This window comes from Bradyrhizobium sp., from assembly GCF_016219575.1.
Classification (GTDB): Bacteria; Pseudomonadota; Alphaproteobacteria; order Rhizobiales; family Xanthobacteraceae; genus Bradyrhizobium.
Window position 1 is genome coordinate 96,737 of sequence record NZ_JACRMG010000029.1, and the last position, 19,417, is coordinate 116,153.

Sequence of the window (19,417 nt, forward strand, 5' to 3'; positions counted from 1 at the left end):
AACGCGCGCGTAGCTACGAGAGGCAACCATGGCACTCAACATCACCCCCCCTGACATCAGCGAGCTGAAACCGCGGATCACCGTCTTCGGCGTCGGCGGCGCGGGCGGAAATGCCGTCAACAACATGATCACTGCCGGGTTGCAGGGCGTCGACTTCGTCGTCGCCAACACCGACGCGCAGGCGCTGACGATGTCGAAGTCGCAGCGCATCATCCAGATGGGGACGCAGGTCACGCAGGGCCTCGGCGCCGGCTCGCAGCCGGATGTCGGTGCCGCCGCCGCGGAAGAGGTGATGGACGAGATCCGCGATCATCTCTCCGGCGCCAACATGGTGTTCGTCACCGCCGGCATGGGCGGCGGCACCGGCACCGGCGCCGCTCCCGTCATCGCCAAGTGCGCGCGCGAAATGGGCATCCTCACGGTGGGCGTGGTGACCAAGCCCTTCCACTTCGAGGGCCAGCGCCGCATGCGCACCGCGGAAGCCGGCATCGCCGAGCTGCACAAGGTGGTCGATACGCTCCTGATCATCCCGAACCAGAACCTGTTCCGGGTCGCCAACGAGAAGACCACCTTCGCCGACGCCTTCGCGATGGCCGACCAGGTGCTCTATTCGGGCGTCGCCTGCATCACTGACCTGATGGTCAAGGAAGGCCTGATCAATCTCGACTTCGCCGACGTCAGGGCGGTGATGAGGGAAATGGGCAAGGCGATGATGGGCACGGGCGAAGCCGCCGGCGACAAGCGCGCGCTGACCGCCGCGGAAGCCGCGATCGCCAACCCGCTGATCGACGACTCCTCCATGAAGGGCGCGCGCGGGCTGCTGATCTCCATCACCGGCGGCAAGGATCTCACGCTGTTCGAGGTCGACGAGGCCGCCACCCGCATCCGCGAGGAAGTCGACCAGGATGCCAACATCATCGTCGGCGCCACCTTCGACGAAGCGCTCGACGGCGTGATCCGCGTCTCCGTCGTCGCCACCGGCATCGAGCAGGCCGCGGTCGCGCGCTCGCTGAATTCGGCCTCTACGCCCATTGCCCAGGCCACGCCTGCCGCGACGCCGGAGAATCGCCTCGCCGATCTCACCGCGCGGCTGCGCGCCGACAACCAGCGCCTTGCTGAGCGTGCCCAGAAGCTGGAGGCCGCGGTCCCGGCGCCTGCGCCGGTCACCACGCCGATCGCCCCGCGCGCGACCAGCAATGTCGAGCGTGCGGCGCTGGCGGCGATTGCGGCCGCGGTCGCACCCGAAGCGCCGCAGGCCTCCACGCAGCCCGCCACCTATGGCGACGTCACCGTGCGCCCGGTCGCGCAGAAGCCGACCTTGTTCCCGGACAAGGAAGCTGACCGCGCCGAATCGCACGAGCCGCCGCCGGCCGAGAACTTCATCCCGCCGGCCGCCGAACGCCCGTCATCCCGCTCGCCGCGCATGCCCAAATTCGAGGACCTGCCGATGCCGGCCCAGGCCGAAATCCGCAAGGCGCATGAGACCGAGGAGGAGCATCCGCACAAGAAGCTGTCGCTGCTGCAGCGGCTGGCCAATGTCGGTCTCGGCCGCCGCGACGAGGAGAGCGAGCCGCCGATTGCCGCCCGCGCCTCCGGCCCCGCCATGCCGCCGCTGCCGGAACGCAAGCCGGCCCGCACGGTGGCCCAGCAGATCGCAGCCAGCGAGCCGGTCTCCGAATACGCCAAGCAGCGGCAGGCCCCCCAGGGGCTCGACGTTCATGGCCGTCAGGCGCCTGTTGCATCGGCGCCACAGGGCGATGACCATCTTGATATCCCGGCCTTCCTGCGCCGGCAGGCCAACTGAAGTTTGTTACAATTCTGACGATGCAAGAGGTCCCGGTGGCAGCACCGGGACCTTTACTTTTCCACAGGGTATGGTTTTGCCGTTCCAGGCAAGCTTTTGTTTTTAAATGATTAATTATTCTTTCCTTGCTTTAATTCATGTGTCGGAAGCCGGCGCATTTTGGTTAAGCTTTGGCGTGAATGCGGCACAGTTGGGGTAACAATCCGTAAAAAAGCGTGAGTTGGCGCGCTTTCGGGCAGTGATTAGAGTTCACCGCGACTAGGGGATGCTTGAAGCGTGAGTCGATCCCGGAACTGGGGTTGGGCGGTCTTTGAGTTAGTCGGGTAGTGGGCAGTCTTCGGATGAAATTAAACCGTCAAACCACGCTTCAGTCGCAAGCCACTGTGACGGGCGTCGGCGTTCATTCCGGTTTACCCGTTAATCTGACCATCGGACCTGCACCTGTTGATGCAGGTCTTATTTTTGTCCGCACCGGCCTTGAGGGCGTCGACCGCGAAGTCGTGGCATCGGCCGAATCGGTCATCTCCACTGAATTTGCCACCGTCCTGGGCGACAGCGAAGGCCCACTGGTTGCCACCGCCGAGCATGTTCTCGCTGCGCTACGCGGCATGGGCGTCGACAACGCCACCATCGAGATCGACGGCCCCGAAGTCCCGATCATGGACGGCAGCGCGGCTGCCTTTGTTGCCGCGATCGATCAGGCCGGCATCGTGGCCCAGCCCGCGGTCCGCCGCTTCCTGCAAATCCTCAAGCCCGTTACGGTCACCCGTGGCGATTCCTTCGGCGAGTTCCGGCCCTATGCGGCGGGCTTCCGCGCCGAGGTGGAGATCGACTTCGTCAATCCCGTGATCGGCAGGCAGAGTTACGCGCTTGAACTTAGCCCGGAGCGGTTCCGCCGCGAGATCAGCCGCGCCCGTACCTTCGGCTTCCTCAACGAGTTTGCGCGGCTCTCCAGCGCCGGTTTTGCGCTCGGCTCCTCCTTCGAGAACACGGTGGTGTTCGACGACGAGCGCCTGCTCAATGCCGAAGGCCTGCGTTACGCCGACGAATGCGCCCGTCACAAGGTGCTGGATGTCATCGGCGATCTCGCGCTGGCCGGCCTGCCGCTGCTCGGCGCCTTCCGCTCTGTGCGTGGCGGCCACAAGCTCAACCACGCCGCCCTGACGGCTCTGCTGGCCGACCGCACCGCCTGGCGCGTGGTCGAGGGCGAAACCCCCCGCCGCAGCCGCGTTCCGGCCGAAGCCGGCCGTGCCATCGTCGGCGGCATGGTGTCGCCGGCCTACAGCCCGGACGTGTCCTGAAGGGGCGGATCGCCCCCTGGCGCAGCCCGCGCCGTCCGATTTTCCCTAGTAACCACAATTGGTAAGGATCGTGGCCGGCCGCCTTAATCCGGGCGGAATGCCTGCCTATCCGGTTGGTTAATGGGGTTATTTCGGCTAAGTGTAGCCCGCGGTTGCGTTGCTCCCGTGAACCTTGCGGCCATGACCGGCCGTAACAGCAAGCATCGCATCACAGGCGTCAGGTCTCAATTCATGTCGGCACAGCGTATGACGCTTCGAGGGCGCAAATCACCGGCCGGGCTGCGGCTCGCCGGCCTAATTGCGCTGTTCGCGTTGCCGCTCGGCGGATGCGGCACCGGCGATCTCTGGGACAAGTTCACCCGGAAGGACGACACCTTCGTCGAGGAGCCCGCGGACAAGCTCTACAATGAGGGCTTGTACCTGATGAACCAGCGCAAGGATAGCAAGGCCGCCTCGAAGAAGTTCGAGGAAGTTGACCGCCAGCATCCCTATTCCGACTGGGCGCGCAAATCGCTGCTGATGTCGGCCTACGCCTTCTACAACGCCGGCGACTATGACAGCTGCATCGGCGCGGCCACCCGCTACGTCACGCTGCATCCCGGCAGCCCCGATGCGGCCTATGCGCAATACCTGATCGCCGCCTCGCATTACGACCAGATCCCCGACGTCTCGCGCGACCAGGGCCGCACCGAGAAGGCGATCAACGCGCTCGAGGAGGTCGTGCGCAAATATCCGACCTCGGAATACGCCAACTCCGCCAAGGCCAAGCTGGAAGGCGCGCGCGACCAGCTCGCCGGCAAGGAGATGGATGTCGGCCGCTACTACATGCAGAAGCGCGACTACACGGCTGCGATCAACCGCTTCAAGACCGTGGTGACGCGTTACCAGACCACGCGCCACGTCGAGGAGGCGCTGTTCCGCCTCGCCGAGGCTTATATGGCGATCGGCATCGTCGGCGAGGCGCAGACCGCGGCCGCCGTGCTTGGCCACAATTTTCCGGAAAGCCGCTGGTACAAGGACGCCTATAATCTTGTAAAGTCCGGCGGTCTCGAGCCGAGCGAGAACAAGGGCTCCTATATTTCCAGGGCCTTCAAGAAGATGGGCCTCGGCTAGGTTCTGGGTTCCCCGCATGCTGGCGCGTCTATCGATCCGCGACATCGTCCTGATCGAACGGCTCGATATCGAATTCTCCCGGGGCCTTGCCGTGCTCACCGGCGAAACCGGTGCGGGCAAATCCATCCTGCTCGATGCCTTTGCGCTGGCGCTCGGCGGCCGCGGCGATGCCGGCCTGGTGCGCCATGGCGCGGAGCAGGGCCAGGTCACGGCCACCTTCGACGTGCCGAAGAATCATCCGGCCACGAAAATCCTCGCCGACAACGGCCTCGAGGATACCGGCGAAATGATCCTGCGCCGCGTGCAGTTCGCCGACGGCCGCACGCGGGCGTTCATCAACGACCAGTCGATCTCGGTGCAGACGCTGAAGGCCGTGGGCGCCGCGCTGGTCGAGATCCACGGTCAGCACGACGAGCGCGCGCTGGTCGATGCCTCCACCCACCGCCGCCTGCTCGACGCCTTCGGCGGGCTGGAGAAGGACGTCGCCGCAATAGAGACGCTGTGGGAGGCGCGCCGCACCGCTGCTGCCTCGCTGGAGGAGCATCGGGCCTCCGTCGAGCGCGCCGCGCGCGAGGCGGATTATCTGCGCCATGCCTCCGCCGAGCTGAAGACGCTGGCGCCGCAGGAAGGCGAGGAGACGCAGCTGGCGGAACGCCGCACCGTCATGATGCAGGGCGAGAAGATCGCAACCGATTTGCGCGAGGCGCAGGAGGCGATCGGCGGCGCGCATTCGCCGGTACCGTCGCTGTCCGCCGCCGTGCGCCGGCTGGAACGCCGCGCCGCCAATTCGCCTGCGCTGGTCGAGCCCGCGGTGAGGGCCATCGATGCCGCCATCAACGCGCTGGAAGAGGCCGACCAGCATCTCAACGCCGCGCTGCGGGCGGCCGATTTCGATCCCGCCGAGCTCGAGCGCATCGAAGAGCGCCTGTTCGCGCTGCGCGCCGCCGCGCGCAAATATTCCACGCCGGTCGACCGGCTTGCCGCACTCGCGCTGCAGATGGCTGGCGATGTCGCCCTGATCGATGCCGGCGCCGAGCAGTTGAAGAAGCTGGAGGCCGCCGCGCTCGAGGCCGACAAGCGCTACGCCGCCGCTGCCGCAAAGCTCTCGGCGTCGCGCGCAAGGGCCGCCACAAAGCTCGACAAGGCCGTCAACGCCGAGCTGCCGCCGCTGAAGCTGGAACGCGCCAGCTTCACCACGCAGCTGGAGGCCGATGACGCCTCGCCCGGACCGCAGGGCATCGATCGCGTCGAGTTCTGGGTGCAGACCAATCCCGGTACGCGGCCGGGCCCGCTGATGAAGGTGGCCTCCGGCGGCGAGCTGTCGCGCTTCCTGTTGGCGCTGAAGGTCGTGCTCGCCGACCGCGGCTCGGCGCCGACGCTTGTTTTCGACGAAATCGACACCGGCGTCGGCGGCGCGGTGGCCGACGCCATCGGCACGCGGCTGGCGCGTCTCGCCACCAAGGTGCAGGTGATGGCGGTGACGCATGCGCCCCAGGTCGCCGCCCGCGCCGGCCAGCATCTCTTGATTTCCAAGGATGCGCTCGACAAGGGCAAGCGCGTCGCCACCCGCGTCAACGCGCTCGCCGCCGACCATCGCCGCGAGGAAATCGCGAGGATGCTCGCCGGCGCCGAGATCACCGCCGAGGCGAGGGCCGCCGCGGAGCGGCTGCTGAAAGCGGCCTCGTAAGCGGCGTCACGCATGGCCAGCAAAGCGAAGAAACCGCTCACCGATATTGCCAAGCTGACCAGGCCCCAGGCCAAGGTCGAGCACATGCGGCTGGCGCTTGAGCTCGAAGCGCATGACAGGCGCTATTATCAGGACGACGCGCCTGTTGTTTCCGACGCCGAATACGACGCGCTGCGCCAGCGCTTCAACGCCATCGAGAAGCGCTTTCCCGAGCTGGTCAGCGCCGAATCGCCGTCGCAAAAAATCGGCGCCGCGCCCTCCGGACGTTTCCGGAAAGTCCGCCACGCGGTGCCGATGCTGTCGCTCGACAACGCGTTTGCCGAAGCGGACGTGCGCGATTTCGCCGAGCGCATCCAGCGTTTCCTGAAGCTGGCTGACGACAAGATCGATTTCTCCGCCGAGCCGAAGATCGACGGGCTGTCGATGTCGCTGCGCTACGAGGGCGGCGAACTCGTCACCGCCGCCACCCGCGGCGACGGCGCGGAGGGCGAGGACGTCACCGCCAACATCCGTACGCTGGACGACGTGCCGCAGAAGCTGAAGGGCCGCAACGTGCCCGATATCTGCGAGGTGCGCGGCGAGGTCTACATGACCAAGAAGGCGTTCCTCGCGCTGAACAGGAAGCAGGTCGAGGCCGGGGAGGCGCCGTTCGCCAATCCCAGAAATTCCGCCGCCGGCTCGCTGCGCCAGAAGGACCCGTCCATCACCGCTTCGCGTCCGCTCGGCTTCTTCGCCTACGCCTGGGGCGAGATGAGCGCCATGCCGGAGGAAACGCAGACCGGCATGATCGGCTGGTTCGAGCGCTGCGGCTTCAGGACCAATCCACTGACCAGGCTATGCCATTCCGTCGAGCAGCTGATCGCCTTCCATCGCAGGATCGAGGAGAGCCGCGCCGGGCTCGACTACGACATCGACGGCGTCGTCTACAAGGTCGATCGCATCGACTGGCAGGAGCGCCTCGGCTTCGTCTCGCGCACGCCGCGCTGGGGCATCGCGCACAAATTTCCGGCCGAGCAGGCCGTCACCGTGCTGCGCGACATCGAGATCCAGGTCGGCCGCACCGGCACGTTGGCGCCGGTCGGCAAGCTGGAGCCGGTCGGCGTCGGCGGCGTCATCGTCCAGAACGTCACGCTGCACAACGAGGACTACATCAGGGGCGTCGGCGGCGACGGCGAACTGATCCGCGAGGGCCGAGATATCAGGATCGGCGACACCGTCGTGATCCAGCGCGCCGGCGATGTCATCCCGCAGGTGGTGGATGTCCTGATCGACAAGCGGCCGAAGGGCGCCAGGGAGTTCCACTTCCCGAAAAAGTGCCCGTGCCCGCTGCACACCGACGTGGTGCGCGAGGAGACCGCCACGGGCGAGGAGGGCTCGCGCGCCCGCTGCACCGGCGAGTTCGCCTGTCCGTTCCAGAAGATCGAGCACCTGAAGCTGTTCGTGTCGCGCAGGGCATTCGACATCGACGGCCTCGGCGAAAAGCAGCTGCAATATTTCTTCGACGAGGGTTGGGTCAAGGAACCCGGCGACATCTTCACGCTGCAGAAGCGCAACAGCAGGCTCAAGCTCGAGGAAATCGAGGGTTACGGCGAAACCTCGGTGCGCAATCTCTTTGCCGCCATCGACGGCCGCCGCCGCATCGCGCTCGAGCGTTTCATCTTTGCGCTGGGCATGCGCCATGTCGGCGAGACCACGGCGCTGGCGCTGGCGCGCGGCTACGGCTCGTGGGAGGCCTTTCACGACGCCTGCCTCAAGGTCGCGAGGGGCGACGAGGAGGCGATCGCCGAGATGGATGCGCTCGACCAGATCGGCGACACCGTGATTGCGAGCGTCGCCGCCTATTTCGGCGAGAGCCACAACCGCGGCATCGTCGACCGGCTGGTGAAAGAGCTGGAGGAGATCGTCGACGCCGAGAGGCCGAAGAGCAATTCAAAGGTCGCCGGCAAGACGGTCGTCTTCACCGGCTCGCTGGAGAAGATGACCCGCGACGAGGCCAAGGCCACCGCCGAACGCCTCGGCGCCAAGGCCGCAGGCTCGGTGTCGAAGAAGACCGACTACGTCGTCGCCGGACCCGGCGCCGGCTCGAAGCTGGCCGAAGCGAAGAAGCACGGCGTCACCGTGCTGACCGAGGACGAGTGGCTGAAGCTGATCGGGGAGTGACGCGGGTAACCAAGAACTTCAAACAGGAGGAAGCGATGATCAAGGTAAGCGTGATGTATCCCAACAATCCCGGTGCGCGGTTCGACCACGACTATTACCGGGAAAAGCACATGCCGCTGGTGAAGGCTCGCATGGGCGATGCCTGCAAGTACTACACCATCGACAAGGGTCTTGCCGGCGGCGCGCCGGGCGCGCCTGCGACCTATGTCGGCATGTGCCACATCTTCGCCGACTCCGTCGACGCGTTCCAGAAGTCTTTCGGACCGCACGCCAAGGAGATCATGGGCGACATCAGGAACTACACCGACATCGCGCCGGTCATGCAGATCAGCGAAGTCGTAGTGGAGAAGTGAGGCCACGCGCCCGGTTTTCCGCATTCGTCATGGCCGGGCTTGACCCGGCCATCCACGTCTTTGCCGCCGCACGAAAGAACGTCGTGGATGCCCGGGTCAAGCCCGGGCATGACGAGTCGGGAGGGCCGTGCCTCACATCATCCCCGACTCTTCTTCCTTCTCCTTCCCGATCAGCTCCTCGCTCACCACCACGTCCCGCCGCGGCACGAGGAAGAGCATCGTCGCCGCGCAGGCGATCGACAGTGCGAAGATAGCAGCCGTCAGCGGCAGCGTGGTGGTGGAGTGGCCGCCGAGATAGGCGCCGAACTGCGAGAGCAGCGAGCCTATGCCCTGCTGCAGGAATCCCATCGCGCCGGAGGCGGTGCCGGCGGCTTCGGGCCGGACGCTGATGGCGCCGGCCGCCGCGTTCGACATCACGATGGCGTTGGCGACCATCACGACCATCTGCGTACCGAACAGAAATATGGGAACCTGGTTGATGCCGGCAATGCTCAGGACCAGATTGAGCAGGCTGCCGGCGAGCTGAAGCGCCAGGCCGAACCAGATCAGCTTCTCCAGCGAATGGCGCGGCGCGAAGCGGACGTTGAGCAGGTTGCCGAGGAGGAACGCAAAGCCCGTGGCGGCGAACCATGCGCCGTATTCGGCTGACGTGCGCCCCATCTGGGTGACGACGATGTAGGGCCCGCCGCCTGCGAAGGCAAAGATGATTTGCGACGCCAGCACCTGGCAGAGCACATAGCCGACGAAGGCGCGGTTCCTGAGCAGCGAGCCGACATCGCCGCGAAAACCGCTGCCCTCGGTCCGCGCGCGCCGCGTCTCCGGCAGCGCGATCGCGATCAGCACGGCGACGGCGAGCGAGGAGGCGGTGATGAAATAGAAGATGGCGCGCCAGCCGAAGGTGATCTCCAGCAGGCCTCCCGCCAGCGCGCTCAGCATCTGCGCCACCATCATCACGGCGATGACGAGGCTGATCCTCGCGCCGACGCGCTCGCGGCTGTAGAGGTCGCGGATGATGGCGCGGCTCACCACCATGCCGGTGGCCCCGCCGAGCGCCTGCAGGAACCGCGCGCCGATCAGTTGCGGCAGTGTCTGCGCCAGCGAGCAGCCCACGCTCGCCGCCACCATCAGCGCCAGGCCCGCCAGCAGCACCGGGCGGCGTCCGAACTTGTCCGACAGCGGCCCCATGATCAGCTGCGAGCAGGCGATGCCGACCATGTAGAGCGACACCGTCATCTGCGCGACCTGGATGTCGCTCTGGAAGGTGGAGGCGAGCACCGGCAGCGCCGGCACCAGGATATAGAGCGAGATCGGCGCGACGCCGGTCATCGCGACGAGCATCAGCAGCATGACGCGCGATGTCGCGAGGTCGTGCCCGTCCGTAGCTGCGCCGGGCGGTTTGCCCATCACGCCATGCATGCAATGCGTCCGAATTGATCGACCCGGACTCTAGCGGCACGGCGGCGCGCGAATACGCCAGTTTCGGCATGCGGCCATGAGGAATTCGGGGAACAGGTGAGGGCGCGTTGCTCTCTCGTCGTTATTCCGCGGCGCCCCTTGGCGCGAGTCCGGAATTCGACTTGACAACATGCGCATCCGCAACTGCGCCGTAAGCTCGTTCTATGTTGATTTCCCGGCGCTCACTGGAAGGTTGACATAGATCAAGCCGGCCGTAGCAGCCCGGCCCAGGAATGGTCACCCCTGCTGCTAGCACGGAGTTGGATCATGAGGCTGTTCAGTTTACTGCCTACCACCATTCTCGCTGCAACCGCCGCCCTGCTCGGTGCGAGCGCACAGGCGGGGCCGTTGCCGACCAATGTGGCGGCGATGAAATCGATGGTCGAAAAAGATACGATTGAGGTGCGCTATCGCGGCGTCGGCCGCGGCGTCGCATACCGCGGCGGCAGGCTGGCCTATCGCGGCGGGTTGGGCTACCGCCGTCTTGGCTACGGCGGCCTCGCAGCTGGCGCCATCGTCGCCGGCACGGTCGCCCGCCGTGCCTATTACGGCGACGGCTACTATGGCGGCGGCTATCCCTCCTACGGCTACGTCGAACCGGGCTACGGCTATGACGGCGGCTATGGCTACGCGCCGGCGCCGTACGGCTATGGCGGTGGTTACGTTGTCAGGCGCTATTACGGCTGGTAAGGCGCGCGATTCAGTTCCCTCTGTTGGGCGGCGCGCTTTCTGCGCAGCTTTGGCGTAGCCGGGTCGCAGGGACGACAGCGAGCGTTACTTCAACTCCGCCGTGGCCTCGTCCAGCCACAGCTTGGTTGCGTTGTCGTCGAGCTGCGGCCGCACGATCTTCGCCACCCTGGCGTGATAATCGTTGAGCCATTTCAGCTCCGCGGCATCCAGCATCTTCACGTCGATCAGGCGGCGGTCGATTGGTGCGAAGGTCAGCGTCTCGAAGGCGTTCACCGGTTTCTCCGACCCCCTGATGTCGGCGCCGATCACCAGTTCGAGGTTCTCGATGCGGATGCCGTAGGCGTCGGCCTTGTAGTAGCCCGGCTCGTTGGAGAGGATCATGCCGCGCTTCAGCGGCGTGGTGCCTAGTTTCGAGATGCGCGCCGGCCCCTCATGCACCGAGAGATAGCTGCCGACGCCGTGTCCGGTGCCGTGCTCGAAATCGAGTCCGGCCTGCCACAGGAATTGCCGGGCAAGGGAATCGAGCTGCGCGCCGGTGGTGCCGTCGGGGAAGATCGCGCGGGCGATCGCCATGTGGCCGCGCAGCACGCGGGTGAAGCGGTCGCGCATCTCCACGGTCGGCTCGCCGATCGCGATGGTGCGGGTGACGTCGGTGGTGCCGTCCTGGTACTGCGCGCCGGAATCGATCAGCAGCAAATCACCGGGCGCAATGCGCCGGTTGCTCTTGCGGGTGACGCGGTAATGCACGATGGCGCCGTTCGGGCCGGTGCCGGAGATGGTGGGGAAGGAGACGTCCTTCAGCGCGCCGGTCCGGCGCCGGAATGTCTCCAGCGCCTCGACGGCGTCGATCTCGGTCAGCGCGCCCGACGGCGCCTCGCGGTCGACCCAGGCCAGAAACCGCGTCAGCGCCACTGCGTCGCGGTGATGCGCCGTGCGCGTGCCCTCGATCTCCGTGATGTTCTTCACGGCCTTGAGCAGGCTGACGGGATCGCTGCCGGCGACAGCCTTGCCGCCGGCGCCCTTGATCAGGCGGCTCAGCGCGTCGGCTGCGGTCGCGCTGTCCAGCGCAATCGAGGCGCCGCGCCTGGCGAGCTCGGTCAGCTTCGGCGCGAGCTTGTCCGGCTCCTCGACATCGGCGGAGCGTTCGAGATGGTCGCGCGAGGAGTTGGACAGCTTGCGGTGGTCGATGAAGACCGTCGGCCGGCCCTCTTTCGGCACCAGCGCCCAGGACAGCGGCAGCGGCGTGTGCGACACGTCGGCGCCGCGGATGTTGAAGGTCCAGGCCACGCCGTGGGAATCCGACAACACCAGCGCATCGACGCCGAGCTTGTTGATCTCCAGGCGAATGCGCTTCAGCTTCTCGGCCTCGATCTCCCCGGAAAATTGCGGCCCCTGGATCGTCACCGGGCCGAGCGGCGGCCCCGGGCGATCGTGCCAGATTGCATCGACCGGGTTGCTCTCGACCGCGATCAGCTCCGCGCCGGCCTTGGCGCAGGCCGCTGCCAGCCGCTCGGCTGCCGCAGAAGTGTGCAGCCAGGGGTCAAATCCGAGGCGGTCGCCCCTGGCGAGGTGTTTGGTCAGCCAGTGTTCCGGTGGCGGATCGGCCAGCGGCTCGACATGCCAGGCCTTGCGGTCGACCTGCTTGCCGGCCTGCAGGGTGTAGCGGCCGTCCACGAATACCGCCGCCTCCCGGGTCAGCACGGCGGCCATGCCGGCCGAGCCGGTAAAGCCGGTCAGCCAGGCCAGCCGTTCTTCTGAGGGCGCGACATACTCGTTTTGCTGCTGATCGGCGCGGGGAATCACGAATCCCGTGAGTTTCCGCCGCGCCAGTTCCTCGCGGAAGGCGGAAAGCCGCGCGGTCAGCGCCACGCCGCCCTCGGGTTCCTCGAATGTCTGGAAATGGGCTTCGAACATTGCGCTCACACTTTAGGTTTATGGGGAGGGCTCGGCAATGCGGCCGGATTCTCCTGACTTTGGCACAAGTTATGCTTGAAATCTGATGCTTGCATCAGACGAGCCCGAACGATCTGCGGGGCGGATGGTCCGGATGATAACCGGGAGACTTCGAGGAGTGTCTCAACTCAACGACGAGGTGATACACCATGCCTGCCTTTACCTTTGAGAAGATTTCGCCGCCGGCAAGCCGCGGTCCAATAGCGCCCATCGTGGTCAAGAAGCGCGGCGTCATCGTCCAGATCCTGGACCGCTTCGTCGAAGCCCGCGTCAAGCGCGGCGAGAAAGGCGTCATCTTCCGCAGCAAGCGCAAGAAGAAGGTCTAGCTTACCTTTCGCAGCAACAGACTGCTCCAGCCTTCGATCCGCAAATGCCTTAGCGGCACCAGGCCGCGGGCGCGATAGGCCATGATCACGGCCGGAGCCTGGTGCGTCAGCAGGCCCGACAGGATCGCCAGCGCGCCCGGCGCCAGTTGCCGCGCCATCGGCGTCGCCAATTGCCTCAAGGGATTGGCGAGGATATTCGCCAGCACCAGGTCGAACGGGCCGCGCTGCGAAAATTCCGGCGCTGAGAAACCGGTGGCGCGGATCGCCTGTACGAGATGGCCGGCCTCGTTCAGCCGCGCATTCTCCCGCGCCACTCTCACCGACGGCGGATCGATGTCACTGGCAAGCACGCCGGTCTTCAGCGCCTTTGCCGCCGCAATGCCCAGCACGCCCGTGCCGGTGCCGAGATCGAGCACGCGCCGCGGCTGATACGCTTTCAGCACATGGTCGAGCAGCAGCAGGCAGCCACGCGTGGTGCCGTGATGCCCGGTGCCGAACGCCAGCGCCGCCTCGATCTCGATCGCTAGCTTGTTCGGCGGTACGCGCTCCCTGTCATGCGCGCCATGGACGACGAAGCGGCCGGCCGGCACCGGCACCAGATCCTCGAGGCTCGCCTTGACCCAGTCCCTGGCTTCCACGGTGTCGAAGGCGAGGGTACCTGCGATCTCCGCGCTCGCTGCATTGGTGACGAGTTCGCGCAGCAGGTTCTGGTCCGGCGCCTCGGCAAAATGCACGGTGACGTCCCAGCGCCCGTCCGGCCGCTCGAACGCCGCCACCGCCGCCTCGCCATCGAAGAAGACCTCGGTCAGCACGTCGACGACGCGCTTGGCGGCCTGCTCGTCGCCAATGGCAAAGCTGGCGCGGTGGGTGGAGGGGGTGACGTTCATCGGGGAAGCGGTCCACAGCTAACGAAGAAGAAATACAGCCCTTGTTTACAGGCTTCTCACCATCGCGTGCGCGGGATTTTCACAGCTTCTTCACCCTGCAAGCTGCGTAGTTGGAAGCTGCCGAGCCGATCGGAAAAGCCGAGCAAAGTGAGGGCGTCGTGCGCGATTTCCACCGATCCCTGCACAGCTTATCCCGAACTTATCCACAGGCGGCTCCCCGATTTCCACGGGCCGGCGCTGGTTAACGTCCGCGTTAATTCATCGCCGATTCACCCCGACTCAGGATCGGCCGCGCGATGGAACTGCGCATTAAGCGCCGTGCGCGAGGATGGCCGTATCAAGAAACCAAAAGGGGGGAAGTCAAATGAAGAAGATCACTGTTGCGCTCGCTGTCATGCTCGCACTGGGCGCCTATGTGAGCTATCCGTCGGCCGAAGAGCGCGCTGCGACGATCTCGCCGTCGTCTCTGATGTCGGACACGCGTTCGCTTCCGGTCGAAGCGTACGACGCCGTCTAAGCCGGACGCACAAACAATGGCGGCCCGCCTGGCCCAGTAAGGGCCGAGCGGGCCGTCGTCTATTTTGCGAACAGCGCGCGGTGATCACCGATGATCGCGCGCGCCGCGTTGTGGCCGGGCGCGCCGGTGACGCCGCCGCCGGGATGGGCGCCGGAGCCGCAGTGATAGAGCCCCTTCAGCGGGCCGCGGTAATCGGCATGACCCAGCATCGGGCGCGCGGAAAACAGCTGGTTCAGCGTCAGCGCGCCGTGGAAGATGTCGCCGCCGAGCAGGCCGAACTGCCGCTCGAGGTCGAGCGGGGACAGCACCTGCCTGCCGATCACGCTTGCCGCAAAGCCCGGCGCATAGCGGTCTACCGTCGCGATCATGAGGTCGGCGACTTCCTCGCGATGATCGTCCCAGGATTTTCGATCCGGCAATTCCGGCGCGACATGCTGGCAGAACAGGCTGGCGACGTGCTGGCCCGCAGGCGCCAGGGTATCGTCGAGTGTTGAGGGGATCAGCACTTCGACCACGGGCTCGCGACTCCAGCCGTGCGCGCGGGCGTCCAGCCAGGCGCGGTCCATGTAGCCGAGCGACGGCGCCAGGATGATGCCGGCGGTGAGGTGGTCGCCATCGCCGGGCAGAGCCGTGAACGAGGGCAGGGCCCTGAGCGCGACATTCATGCGGAAGGTGCCGGAGCCGTTGCGCCAGCGCGAGATGCGGTCGAGGAAGGCGGTGGGCAGCGCATCCGCGGGCACCAGCCGCGTGTAGAGCAGTTTCGGATTGACGTTGGAGACGACATATCTGGCGCGGATGGTCTCGCCATTGTCGAGGATGATTCCCGCGGCGCGGTCGTTCTCGACGATCACCTCGCGCACCCCGGCATCGGTTTCGATCTCGGCGCCGTGCTTCTGCGCCGCGCGCGCCATTGCGAGGCCAATCGCGCCCATGCCGCCGATGGCATGGCCCCAGACGCCCTTCTTGCCATTCACCTCGCCGAAGGCGTGGTGCAGCATCACGTAGGCGGAACCGGCGGCATAGGGGCTCGCATAATTGCCGACGATGGCGTCGAAGCCGAACAGCGCCTTGACGAGGTCGCTCTCGAACCGCTCGTCCAGCATCTCGCCGGCGGAGCGGGTGAAGAGATCGAACAGGCTGCGTTGCTGTTCCAGCGACAGTTTTCGCAGGATATTGCCGGTGCCCACCGCGTTGAAGGCCTCGCGGATCGCGGCGGCGCCGAAGGCTTCGACGATATTGGGCGGGGCGCGCAGCACAAACTGCCGCAGCACGTCGGCGATGCCTTCCAGCTCGCGGCTGAATGCGTCGATACGATCGGCGTCGCGTTCGCTCAGCCTGGCGACGGACGCTCTGGTGCGGCCTTCGCCGGTGAGGAGGTAGCTGCCGTCGGGCGCGGGCAGGAAATTCTGCGCGCGGCGCTCGACGATTTTCAGCCCGTGGTCGGCCAGCCGCAAATCGGCAATGATTTTCGGATTGAGCAGGCTGACCGTGTAGGCCGCGACCGAATTGCGGAAACCGGGATGAAATTCTTCCGTGACCGCGGCGCCGCCGACCACCTTGCGGCGCTCAACCACCTTCACCTTGAGGCCGGCCATCGCCAGATAGGCCGCGCAGGTGAGGCCGTTATGCCCCGCACCGATGATGACGACGTCCGTTTCGTTCATGTTCGCTTCAAGTAGGATTGATTATGGGCTGCTTCGCGCCCATTCCGCGTTCCGTCAAGGTTTCTTGCCCCTGATGTTGCCATATGCTCAATTCGGCGTCTCTGGCGACCCCCTGCCGGAAGTGCCATCCCCCGCCGGGCTTTTGCCGGAGCCTTCATGACTGTTGCTGCACCGTCCCTCACGGATCAGGCCGCCGTTTCGCGGAACCGGCTGATCCTCGTGGTCTACACGCTGGCGACTTTCGTCAGCGCGCTGCTGTTGTTCTCGGTGCAGCCGCTGTTCACCAAGATGGTGCTGCCGCGGCTCGGCGGCTCGCCGGCGGTGTGGTCGGTGGCGATGGTGTTCTTCCAGTCGCTGCTGCTGGCCGGCTATGCCTATGCGCACTACCTGACCAAGGCGAGCAACCGCGTTGTCCCCGTCGCGGTGCATTTGCTGCTGCTGGTGGCCGCGATGCTGACCCTGCCGCTGGCGATCCGCAGCGGCTGGGGCGAACCGCCGGCCTCGGGCTATGCGTTCTGGCTGCTCGGCCTGTTCACCGTCTCGATCGGGCTGCCGTTCTTTGCGCTGGCCGCCAACAACCCGCTGCTGCAAGCCTGGTTCGTGCGCACCGGCCACCCCAACGGTCCGGACCCGTATTTCCTCTATGCGTCCTCCAACATCGGCAGCTTCCTGGCGCTGTTGTCCTATCCGGTGCTGCTGGAGCCGATGTTCACGCTGCGCACCCAGAACCTGATCTGGACCGGCGGATACGGCCTCCTGATCCTGCTGATCGCGGGTTGCGGCGCATTGCTGCTGAAATCGCCCGCGAATGCCGCGGCGCTGAACCTGCCGGCCGACGACGCCGCTGCGCCGGCGCCGTCATGGCTTCTGCGCGCGCGCTGGATTTTCCTCTCCGCGGTTCCGTCGGGCCTGCTGATCGCGGTGACCGCGCATATTTCTACCGACGTGGCAGCCGCCCCGCTGTTGTGGGTGCTGCCGCTGTCGCTCTATCTGCTCACCTGGGTGCTGGTGTTCCAGTCGCGGCCGCTGCTGCCGCACTGGCTGATGCTGCTGTTGCAGCCGCTGGCGATCGCCGGCGTCGTGATCCTGCTTGCGGTAGGCGGCGAGCAGAACCTGCTGCTGACGCTGGGCGGGCATCAACTGTGCTTCTTCCTGATCGCGATGGCCTGCCATGGCGAACTGGCGCGCACGCGTCCGCCCGCAAAATATCTCACCGGCTTCTATGTGGCGCTGTCGTTCGGCGGCATGGTCGGCGGCCTGTTTGCCGGCCTGATCGCGCCGTTCGCGTTCTCCTGGGTTGCGGAGTATCCGATCCTGCTCGCGCTGGCCACGCTGTGCCGGCCGCCGGTGCCCGAACGCCTGCCGCGGATCGCGCAATGGTACTGGCCGCTGCTCGCCGCCATCGCGGTCGCGCTGATCCTGCCGGTGTATTACGCCGGCCATATCTTCAACTGGCTGGACGAGCACCGTCCCTGGATGATCGGAGCCGTCGGCGTGCTGGCGGCGGCAATGGCGCTCGCGCTCAACGGCAACCGCTGGAAGATATTCGCCACCATTGCGGTGGCCCTGGTGCTGCTGCGCGCCTATCCGACCGATGCCGGGCGGGTGGAAACCGTGCGCAGCTTCTTCGGCGTGCACAAGATCGTGGTGACGCCGAACGGCCAGTATCACGTGCTGATGCACGGCACGACCATTCACGGCGCCGAGAAATTCAAGAACGACGACGGCACGCCGGTGACGGGGCGGCCGGAGCCGATCACCTACTACCACAGGGACGGCGGCATCGGTCAGGCGATCGCCGCGATGCGCGAGCGCAAGGGCGCGCCGCTGCGCGTGGCGGTGATCGGTCTCGGCTCGGGCTCGCTGACCTGCGCCTCCGAGCCTGGCGAGGACTGGAAGTTCTTCGAGATCGACCAGACCATGGTCGACAGCGCCCGCGACTCGAAATATTTCACCTACATCCAGAAATGCGAGCCCGACCTGAAGCCCGTGATCGGCGACGCGCGGCTGACCTTCGCCAGGGAGCCGAGCGGCGCCTACGATGTGATCATCGTCGACGCCTATTCCTCGGATGCGATCCCGATCCATCTGGCGACCGAAGAGGCGATGGAGATATACAAGGACAAGCTGGCGCCGCACGGCGCGGTCGTGATGCACGTCTCCAACCGGCATCTCGAACTGGAGAGCGTCGTCGTCGGCATTGCCGATGCCAACGATCTCAAGAGCTGGGTCTACAGCGAGGATACCGGCCGCGACGCCGAGTACATTTTCTCCACCACGGTCGTGGTCTCCGCGCGCGAGGAGGCCGACGTCGGCAAGCTCGCCTCATCCGACAAGTGGACGCTGACGGAAGCGGAGGATCACCATCGGGTCTGGACCGACGACTATTCCAACATCATCGGCGCCGTCTGGCGGCGCATGCGCGACGGCGAGTAGTAGCGGGCTTTTCTAACCTCGCCCCGCTTGCGGGGAGAGGTCGGCGCGAAGCGCCGGGTGAGGGGGACTCTCCGCGAGTCCGTCTCTCACCGAGTTTGAGGAAGCGCCCCTCACCCCAACCCTCAAAGAGCGAGCTTCGTTCGTCTCGACCCCGCAAGAGCGGGAGAGGGGAGAAGCTGTTAGTCCTGATAGGTGTAGTAACCGCGTTGCGGTGGCTGGTAGTACGGCCGCGGCTGGTAGTAGCCCTGCGGCGCCGGGGCATAGCCGCGGTCGTAATAGTACTGCTGCTGCGGATAGGCCTGGGGCGCATAGACTTGGGGCGCATAGACTTGGGAGCGGCGGCGCGGGGCCGGGTAGATCTGCTCGGTGGAGCTGCCGTCGGCCGGATAGACGTAGCCGTCGTCGGGACGCGGCTGCGGCGCGTAGCGCGCTTGTGGCGTGATCACGACGGGATCGCCGGCATTGTCGTATTGCTGCTGTTGTTCGTAGTCGCGGCGCGCGACGGCGGTGTTGGCGCGGCCGCGCGGATTGCGGGCGAGCGCGACCTGCGAGGAGCCGGTCAGCGTCACCGTGGTGGTCAGCACGCCGTGCTCCTGAACGAGAGCATAGAGCGTCGCCGCATGGGCACGCGACAGCCGCACGCAGCCATGCGAGGCCGGGCTGCCGAGCTTGCCGGCCGCATCGGTGCCGTGGATGGCATGGCCGATCTTGGTGAAGAAGATCGAATGCGGCATCGGCGCGTCGTCGAATTCCTTGGAGTAATGATCCGCTTCCATGCGGAAGGTGCGGAACGAGCCGTTCGGCGTCTCCCAGGAGGGAAGGCCGGTGGAGACCGGCCAGCGATAGCGGTCGACGCCGTCGACCGCGACGGTCATCTGCTGGTTGTCCTTGTCGACGGTGATGGCGACCTTGGCCTCAGCGCCGGTGGCGATCAGCATCAACCCGGCAAGAGCGACGAGAAAGGAACGCATGTACTTCTGGCCTCCCGGCTGGCAGCGCCGCGGCTCTCCGTCCCCCGGCACGCACTATGCCCGGATTACGCCTTTGGTTCCAGTGGGCCGGGGCGCAATC

General features: G+C 66.1%; 15 protein-coding genes. 10 read left to right on the forward strand and 5 right to left on the reverse strand.

Annotated elements, in window-relative coordinates; genetic code table 11:
- Positions 1-28: 28 nt before the first annotated feature.
- The 6 genes from ftsZ (at position 29) to HZB49_RS23130 (ending at position 8,418) form a co-directional block, all read left to right on the forward strand.
- On the forward strand, positions 29-1,804 hold the full coding sequence (gene ftsZ / locus HZB49_RS23105) for a cell division protein FtsZ (protein ID WP_291615522.1): 1,776 nt from the start codon (positions 29-31) through the stop codon (positions 1,802-1,804).
- Between the two features lie 341 nt (positions 1,805-2,145).
- Positions 2,146-3,105: a UDP-3-O-acyl-N-acetylglucosamine deacetylase gene (lpxC, locus tag HZB49_RS23110; RefSeq protein ID WP_291615524.1), complete on the forward strand. Its 960-nt coding sequence runs from the start codon at positions 2,146-2,148 to the stop codon at positions 3,103-3,105.
- Between the two features lie 231 nt (positions 3,106-3,336).
- Complete coding sequence (locus HZB49_RS23115; RefSeq protein WP_291615526.1) at positions 3,337-4,218, forward strand: outer membrane protein assembly factor BamD; 882 nt, start codon at positions 3,337-3,339, stop codon at positions 4,216-4,218.
- A gap of 16 nt (positions 4,219-4,234) precedes the next feature.
- Complete coding sequence (gene recN / locus HZB49_RS23120) at positions 4,235-5,905, forward strand: DNA repair protein RecN (protein WP_291615528.1); 1,671 nt, start codon at positions 4,235-4,237, stop codon at positions 5,903-5,905.
- 12 nt (positions 5,906-5,917) lie between these two features.
- The gene (gene ligA / locus HZB49_RS23125; RefSeq protein WP_291615529.1) at positions 5,918-8,065 is read left to right on the forward strand and encodes an NAD-dependent DNA ligase LigA; all 2,148 of its coding nucleotides are present in this window, start codon (positions 5,918-5,920) and stop codon (positions 8,063-8,065) included.
- A gap of 35 nt (positions 8,066-8,100) precedes the next feature.
- Positions 8,101-8,418, forward strand: coding sequence for an EthD family reductase (locus tag HZB49_RS23130; RefSeq protein ID WP_291615531.1), 318 nt, complete (start codon positions 8,101-8,103; stop codon positions 8,416-8,418).
- Between the two features lie 132 nt (positions 8,419-8,550).
- Here HZB49_RS23130 and HZB49_RS23135 read toward each other — a convergent pair whose 3' ends face one another.
- Positions 8,551-9,834, reverse strand: coding sequence for a multidrug effflux MFS transporter (locus tag HZB49_RS23135; protein WP_291615533.1), 1,284 nt, complete (start codon positions 9,832-9,834; stop codon positions 8,551-8,553).
- A gap of 306 nt (positions 9,835-10,140) precedes the next feature.
- Between HZB49_RS23135 and HZB49_RS23140 the strand changes: the two genes are divergently transcribed.
- On the forward strand, positions 10,141-10,563 hold the full coding sequence (locus tag HZB49_RS23140; RefSeq protein WP_291615535.1) for a hypothetical protein: 423 nt from the start codon (positions 10,141-10,143) through the stop codon (positions 10,561-10,563).
- 84 nt (positions 10,564-10,647) lie between these two features.
- On the opposite strand, the gene HZB49_RS23145 is transcribed toward HZB49_RS23140, so the two are convergent.
- The gene (locus HZB49_RS23145) at positions 10,648-12,477 is read right to left on the reverse strand and encodes an aminopeptidase P family protein (protein WP_291615537.1); all 1,830 of its coding nucleotides are present in this window, start codon (positions 12,475-12,477) and stop codon (positions 10,648-10,650) included.
- Positions 12,478-12,665: 188 nt separating this feature from the next.
- Here HZB49_RS23145 and HZB49_RS23150 point away from each other — a divergent pair, with 188 nt between their 5' ends.
- Complete coding sequence (locus HZB49_RS23150) at positions 12,666-12,842, forward strand: hypothetical protein (protein ID WP_291615540.1); 177 nt, start codon at positions 12,666-12,668, stop codon at positions 12,840-12,842.
- Here the strand turns inward: HZB49_RS23150 and HZB49_RS23155 are convergent.
- On the reverse strand, positions 12,839-13,729 hold the full coding sequence (locus HZB49_RS23155; RefSeq protein ID WP_291615541.1) for a 50S ribosomal protein L11 methyltransferase: 891 nt from the start codon (positions 13,727-13,729) through the stop codon (positions 12,839-12,841). The two genes, HZB49_RS23150 and HZB49_RS23155, sit on opposite strands and share 4 nt — an antisense overlap.
- A 364-nt stretch (positions 13,730-14,093) precedes the next feature.
- On the opposite strand from HZB49_RS23155, the gene HZB49_RS23160 reads away from it, so the two are divergent.
- Entirely contained in the window at positions 14,094-14,246 is a 153-nt protein-coding gene (locus HZB49_RS23160; RefSeq protein ID WP_291615543.1) for a hypothetical protein, read from the forward strand.
- 59 nt (positions 14,247-14,305) lie between these two features.
- Here HZB49_RS23160 and HZB49_RS23165 read toward each other — a convergent pair whose 3' ends face one another.
- Positions 14,306-15,910 (reverse strand): NAD(P)/FAD-dependent oxidoreductase, encoded by a 1,605-nt coding sequence (locus HZB49_RS23165; RefSeq protein ID WP_291615545.1) that lies wholly within the window; start codon positions 15,908-15,910, stop codon positions 14,306-14,308.
- 156 nt (positions 15,911-16,066) lie between these two features.
- Here HZB49_RS23165 and HZB49_RS23170 point away from each other — a divergent pair, with 156 nt between their 5' ends.
- Entirely contained in the window at positions 16,067-18,346 is a 2,280-nt protein-coding gene (locus HZB49_RS23170) for a fused MFS/spermidine synthase (protein ID WP_291615547.1), read from the forward strand.
- Positions 18,347-18,525: 179 nt separating this feature from the next.
- Here the strand turns inward: HZB49_RS23170 and HZB49_RS23175 are convergent, their stop codons facing one another.
- Positions 18,526-19,317, reverse strand: coding sequence for a L,D-transpeptidase (locus tag HZB49_RS23175; protein ID WP_291615549.1), 792 nt, complete (start codon positions 19,315-19,317; stop codon positions 18,526-18,528).
- Positions 19,318-19,417: the final 100 nt, after the last annotated feature.

What these genes read in the sequence shown, in the direction of transcription:
- ftsZ (WP_291615522.1), top strand. Translation starts at nt 29, where the DNA reads ATGGCACTCAACATCACCCCCCCTGACATCAGCGAGCTGAAACCGCGG.
- lpxC (WP_291615524.1), top strand. Translation starts at nt 2,146, where the DNA reads ATGAAATTAAACCGTCAAACCACGCTTCAGTCGCAAGCCACTGTGACG.
- HZB49_RS23115 (WP_291615526.1), top strand. Translation starts at nt 3,337, where the DNA reads ATGTCGGCACAGCGTATGACGCTTCGAGGGCGCAAATCACCGGCCGGG.
- recN (WP_291615528.1), top strand. Translation starts at nt 4,235, where the DNA reads ATGCTGGCGCGTCTATCGATCCGCGACATCGTCCTGATCGAACGGCTC.
- ligA (WP_291615529.1), top strand. Translation starts at nt 5,918, where the DNA reads ATGGCCAGCAAAGCGAAGAAACCGCTCACCGATATTGCCAAGCTGACC.
- HZB49_RS23130 (WP_291615531.1), top strand. Translation starts at nt 8,101, where the DNA reads ATGATCAAGGTAAGCGTGATGTATCCCAACAATCCCGGTGCGCGGTTC.
- HZB49_RS23135 (WP_291615533.1), bottom strand. Translation starts at nt 9,834, where the DNA reads ATGCATGGCGTGATGGGCAAACCGCCCGGCGCAGCTACGGACGGGCAC.
- HZB49_RS23140 (WP_291615535.1), top strand. Translation starts at nt 10,141, where the DNA reads ATGAGGCTGTTCAGTTTACTGCCTACCACCATTCTCGCTGCAACCGCC.
- HZB49_RS23145 (WP_291615537.1), bottom strand. Translation starts at nt 12,477, where the DNA reads ATGTTCGAAGCCCATTTCCAGACATTCGAGGAACCCGAGGGCGGCGTG.
- HZB49_RS23150 (WP_291615540.1), top strand. Translation starts at nt 12,666, where the DNA reads ATGCCTGCCTTTACCTTTGAGAAGATTTCGCCGCCGGCAAGCCGCGGT.
- HZB49_RS23155 (WP_291615541.1), bottom strand. Translation starts at nt 13,729, where the DNA reads ATGAACGTCACCCCCTCCACCCACCGCGCCAGCTTTGCCATTGGCGAC.
- HZB49_RS23160 (WP_291615543.1), top strand. Translation starts at nt 14,094, where the DNA reads ATGAAGAAGATCACTGTTGCGCTCGCTGTCATGCTCGCACTGGGCGCC.
- HZB49_RS23165 (WP_291615545.1), bottom strand. Translation starts at nt 15,910, where the DNA reads ATGAACGAAACGGACGTCGTCATCATCGGTGCGGGGCATAACGGCCTC.
- HZB49_RS23170 (WP_291615547.1), top strand. Translation starts at nt 16,067, where the DNA reads ATGACTGTTGCTGCACCGTCCCTCACGGATCAGGCCGCCGTTTCGCGG.
- HZB49_RS23175 (WP_291615549.1), bottom strand. Translation starts at nt 19,317, where the DNA reads ATGCGTTCCTTTCTCGTCGCTCTTGCCGGGTTGATGCTGATCGCCACC.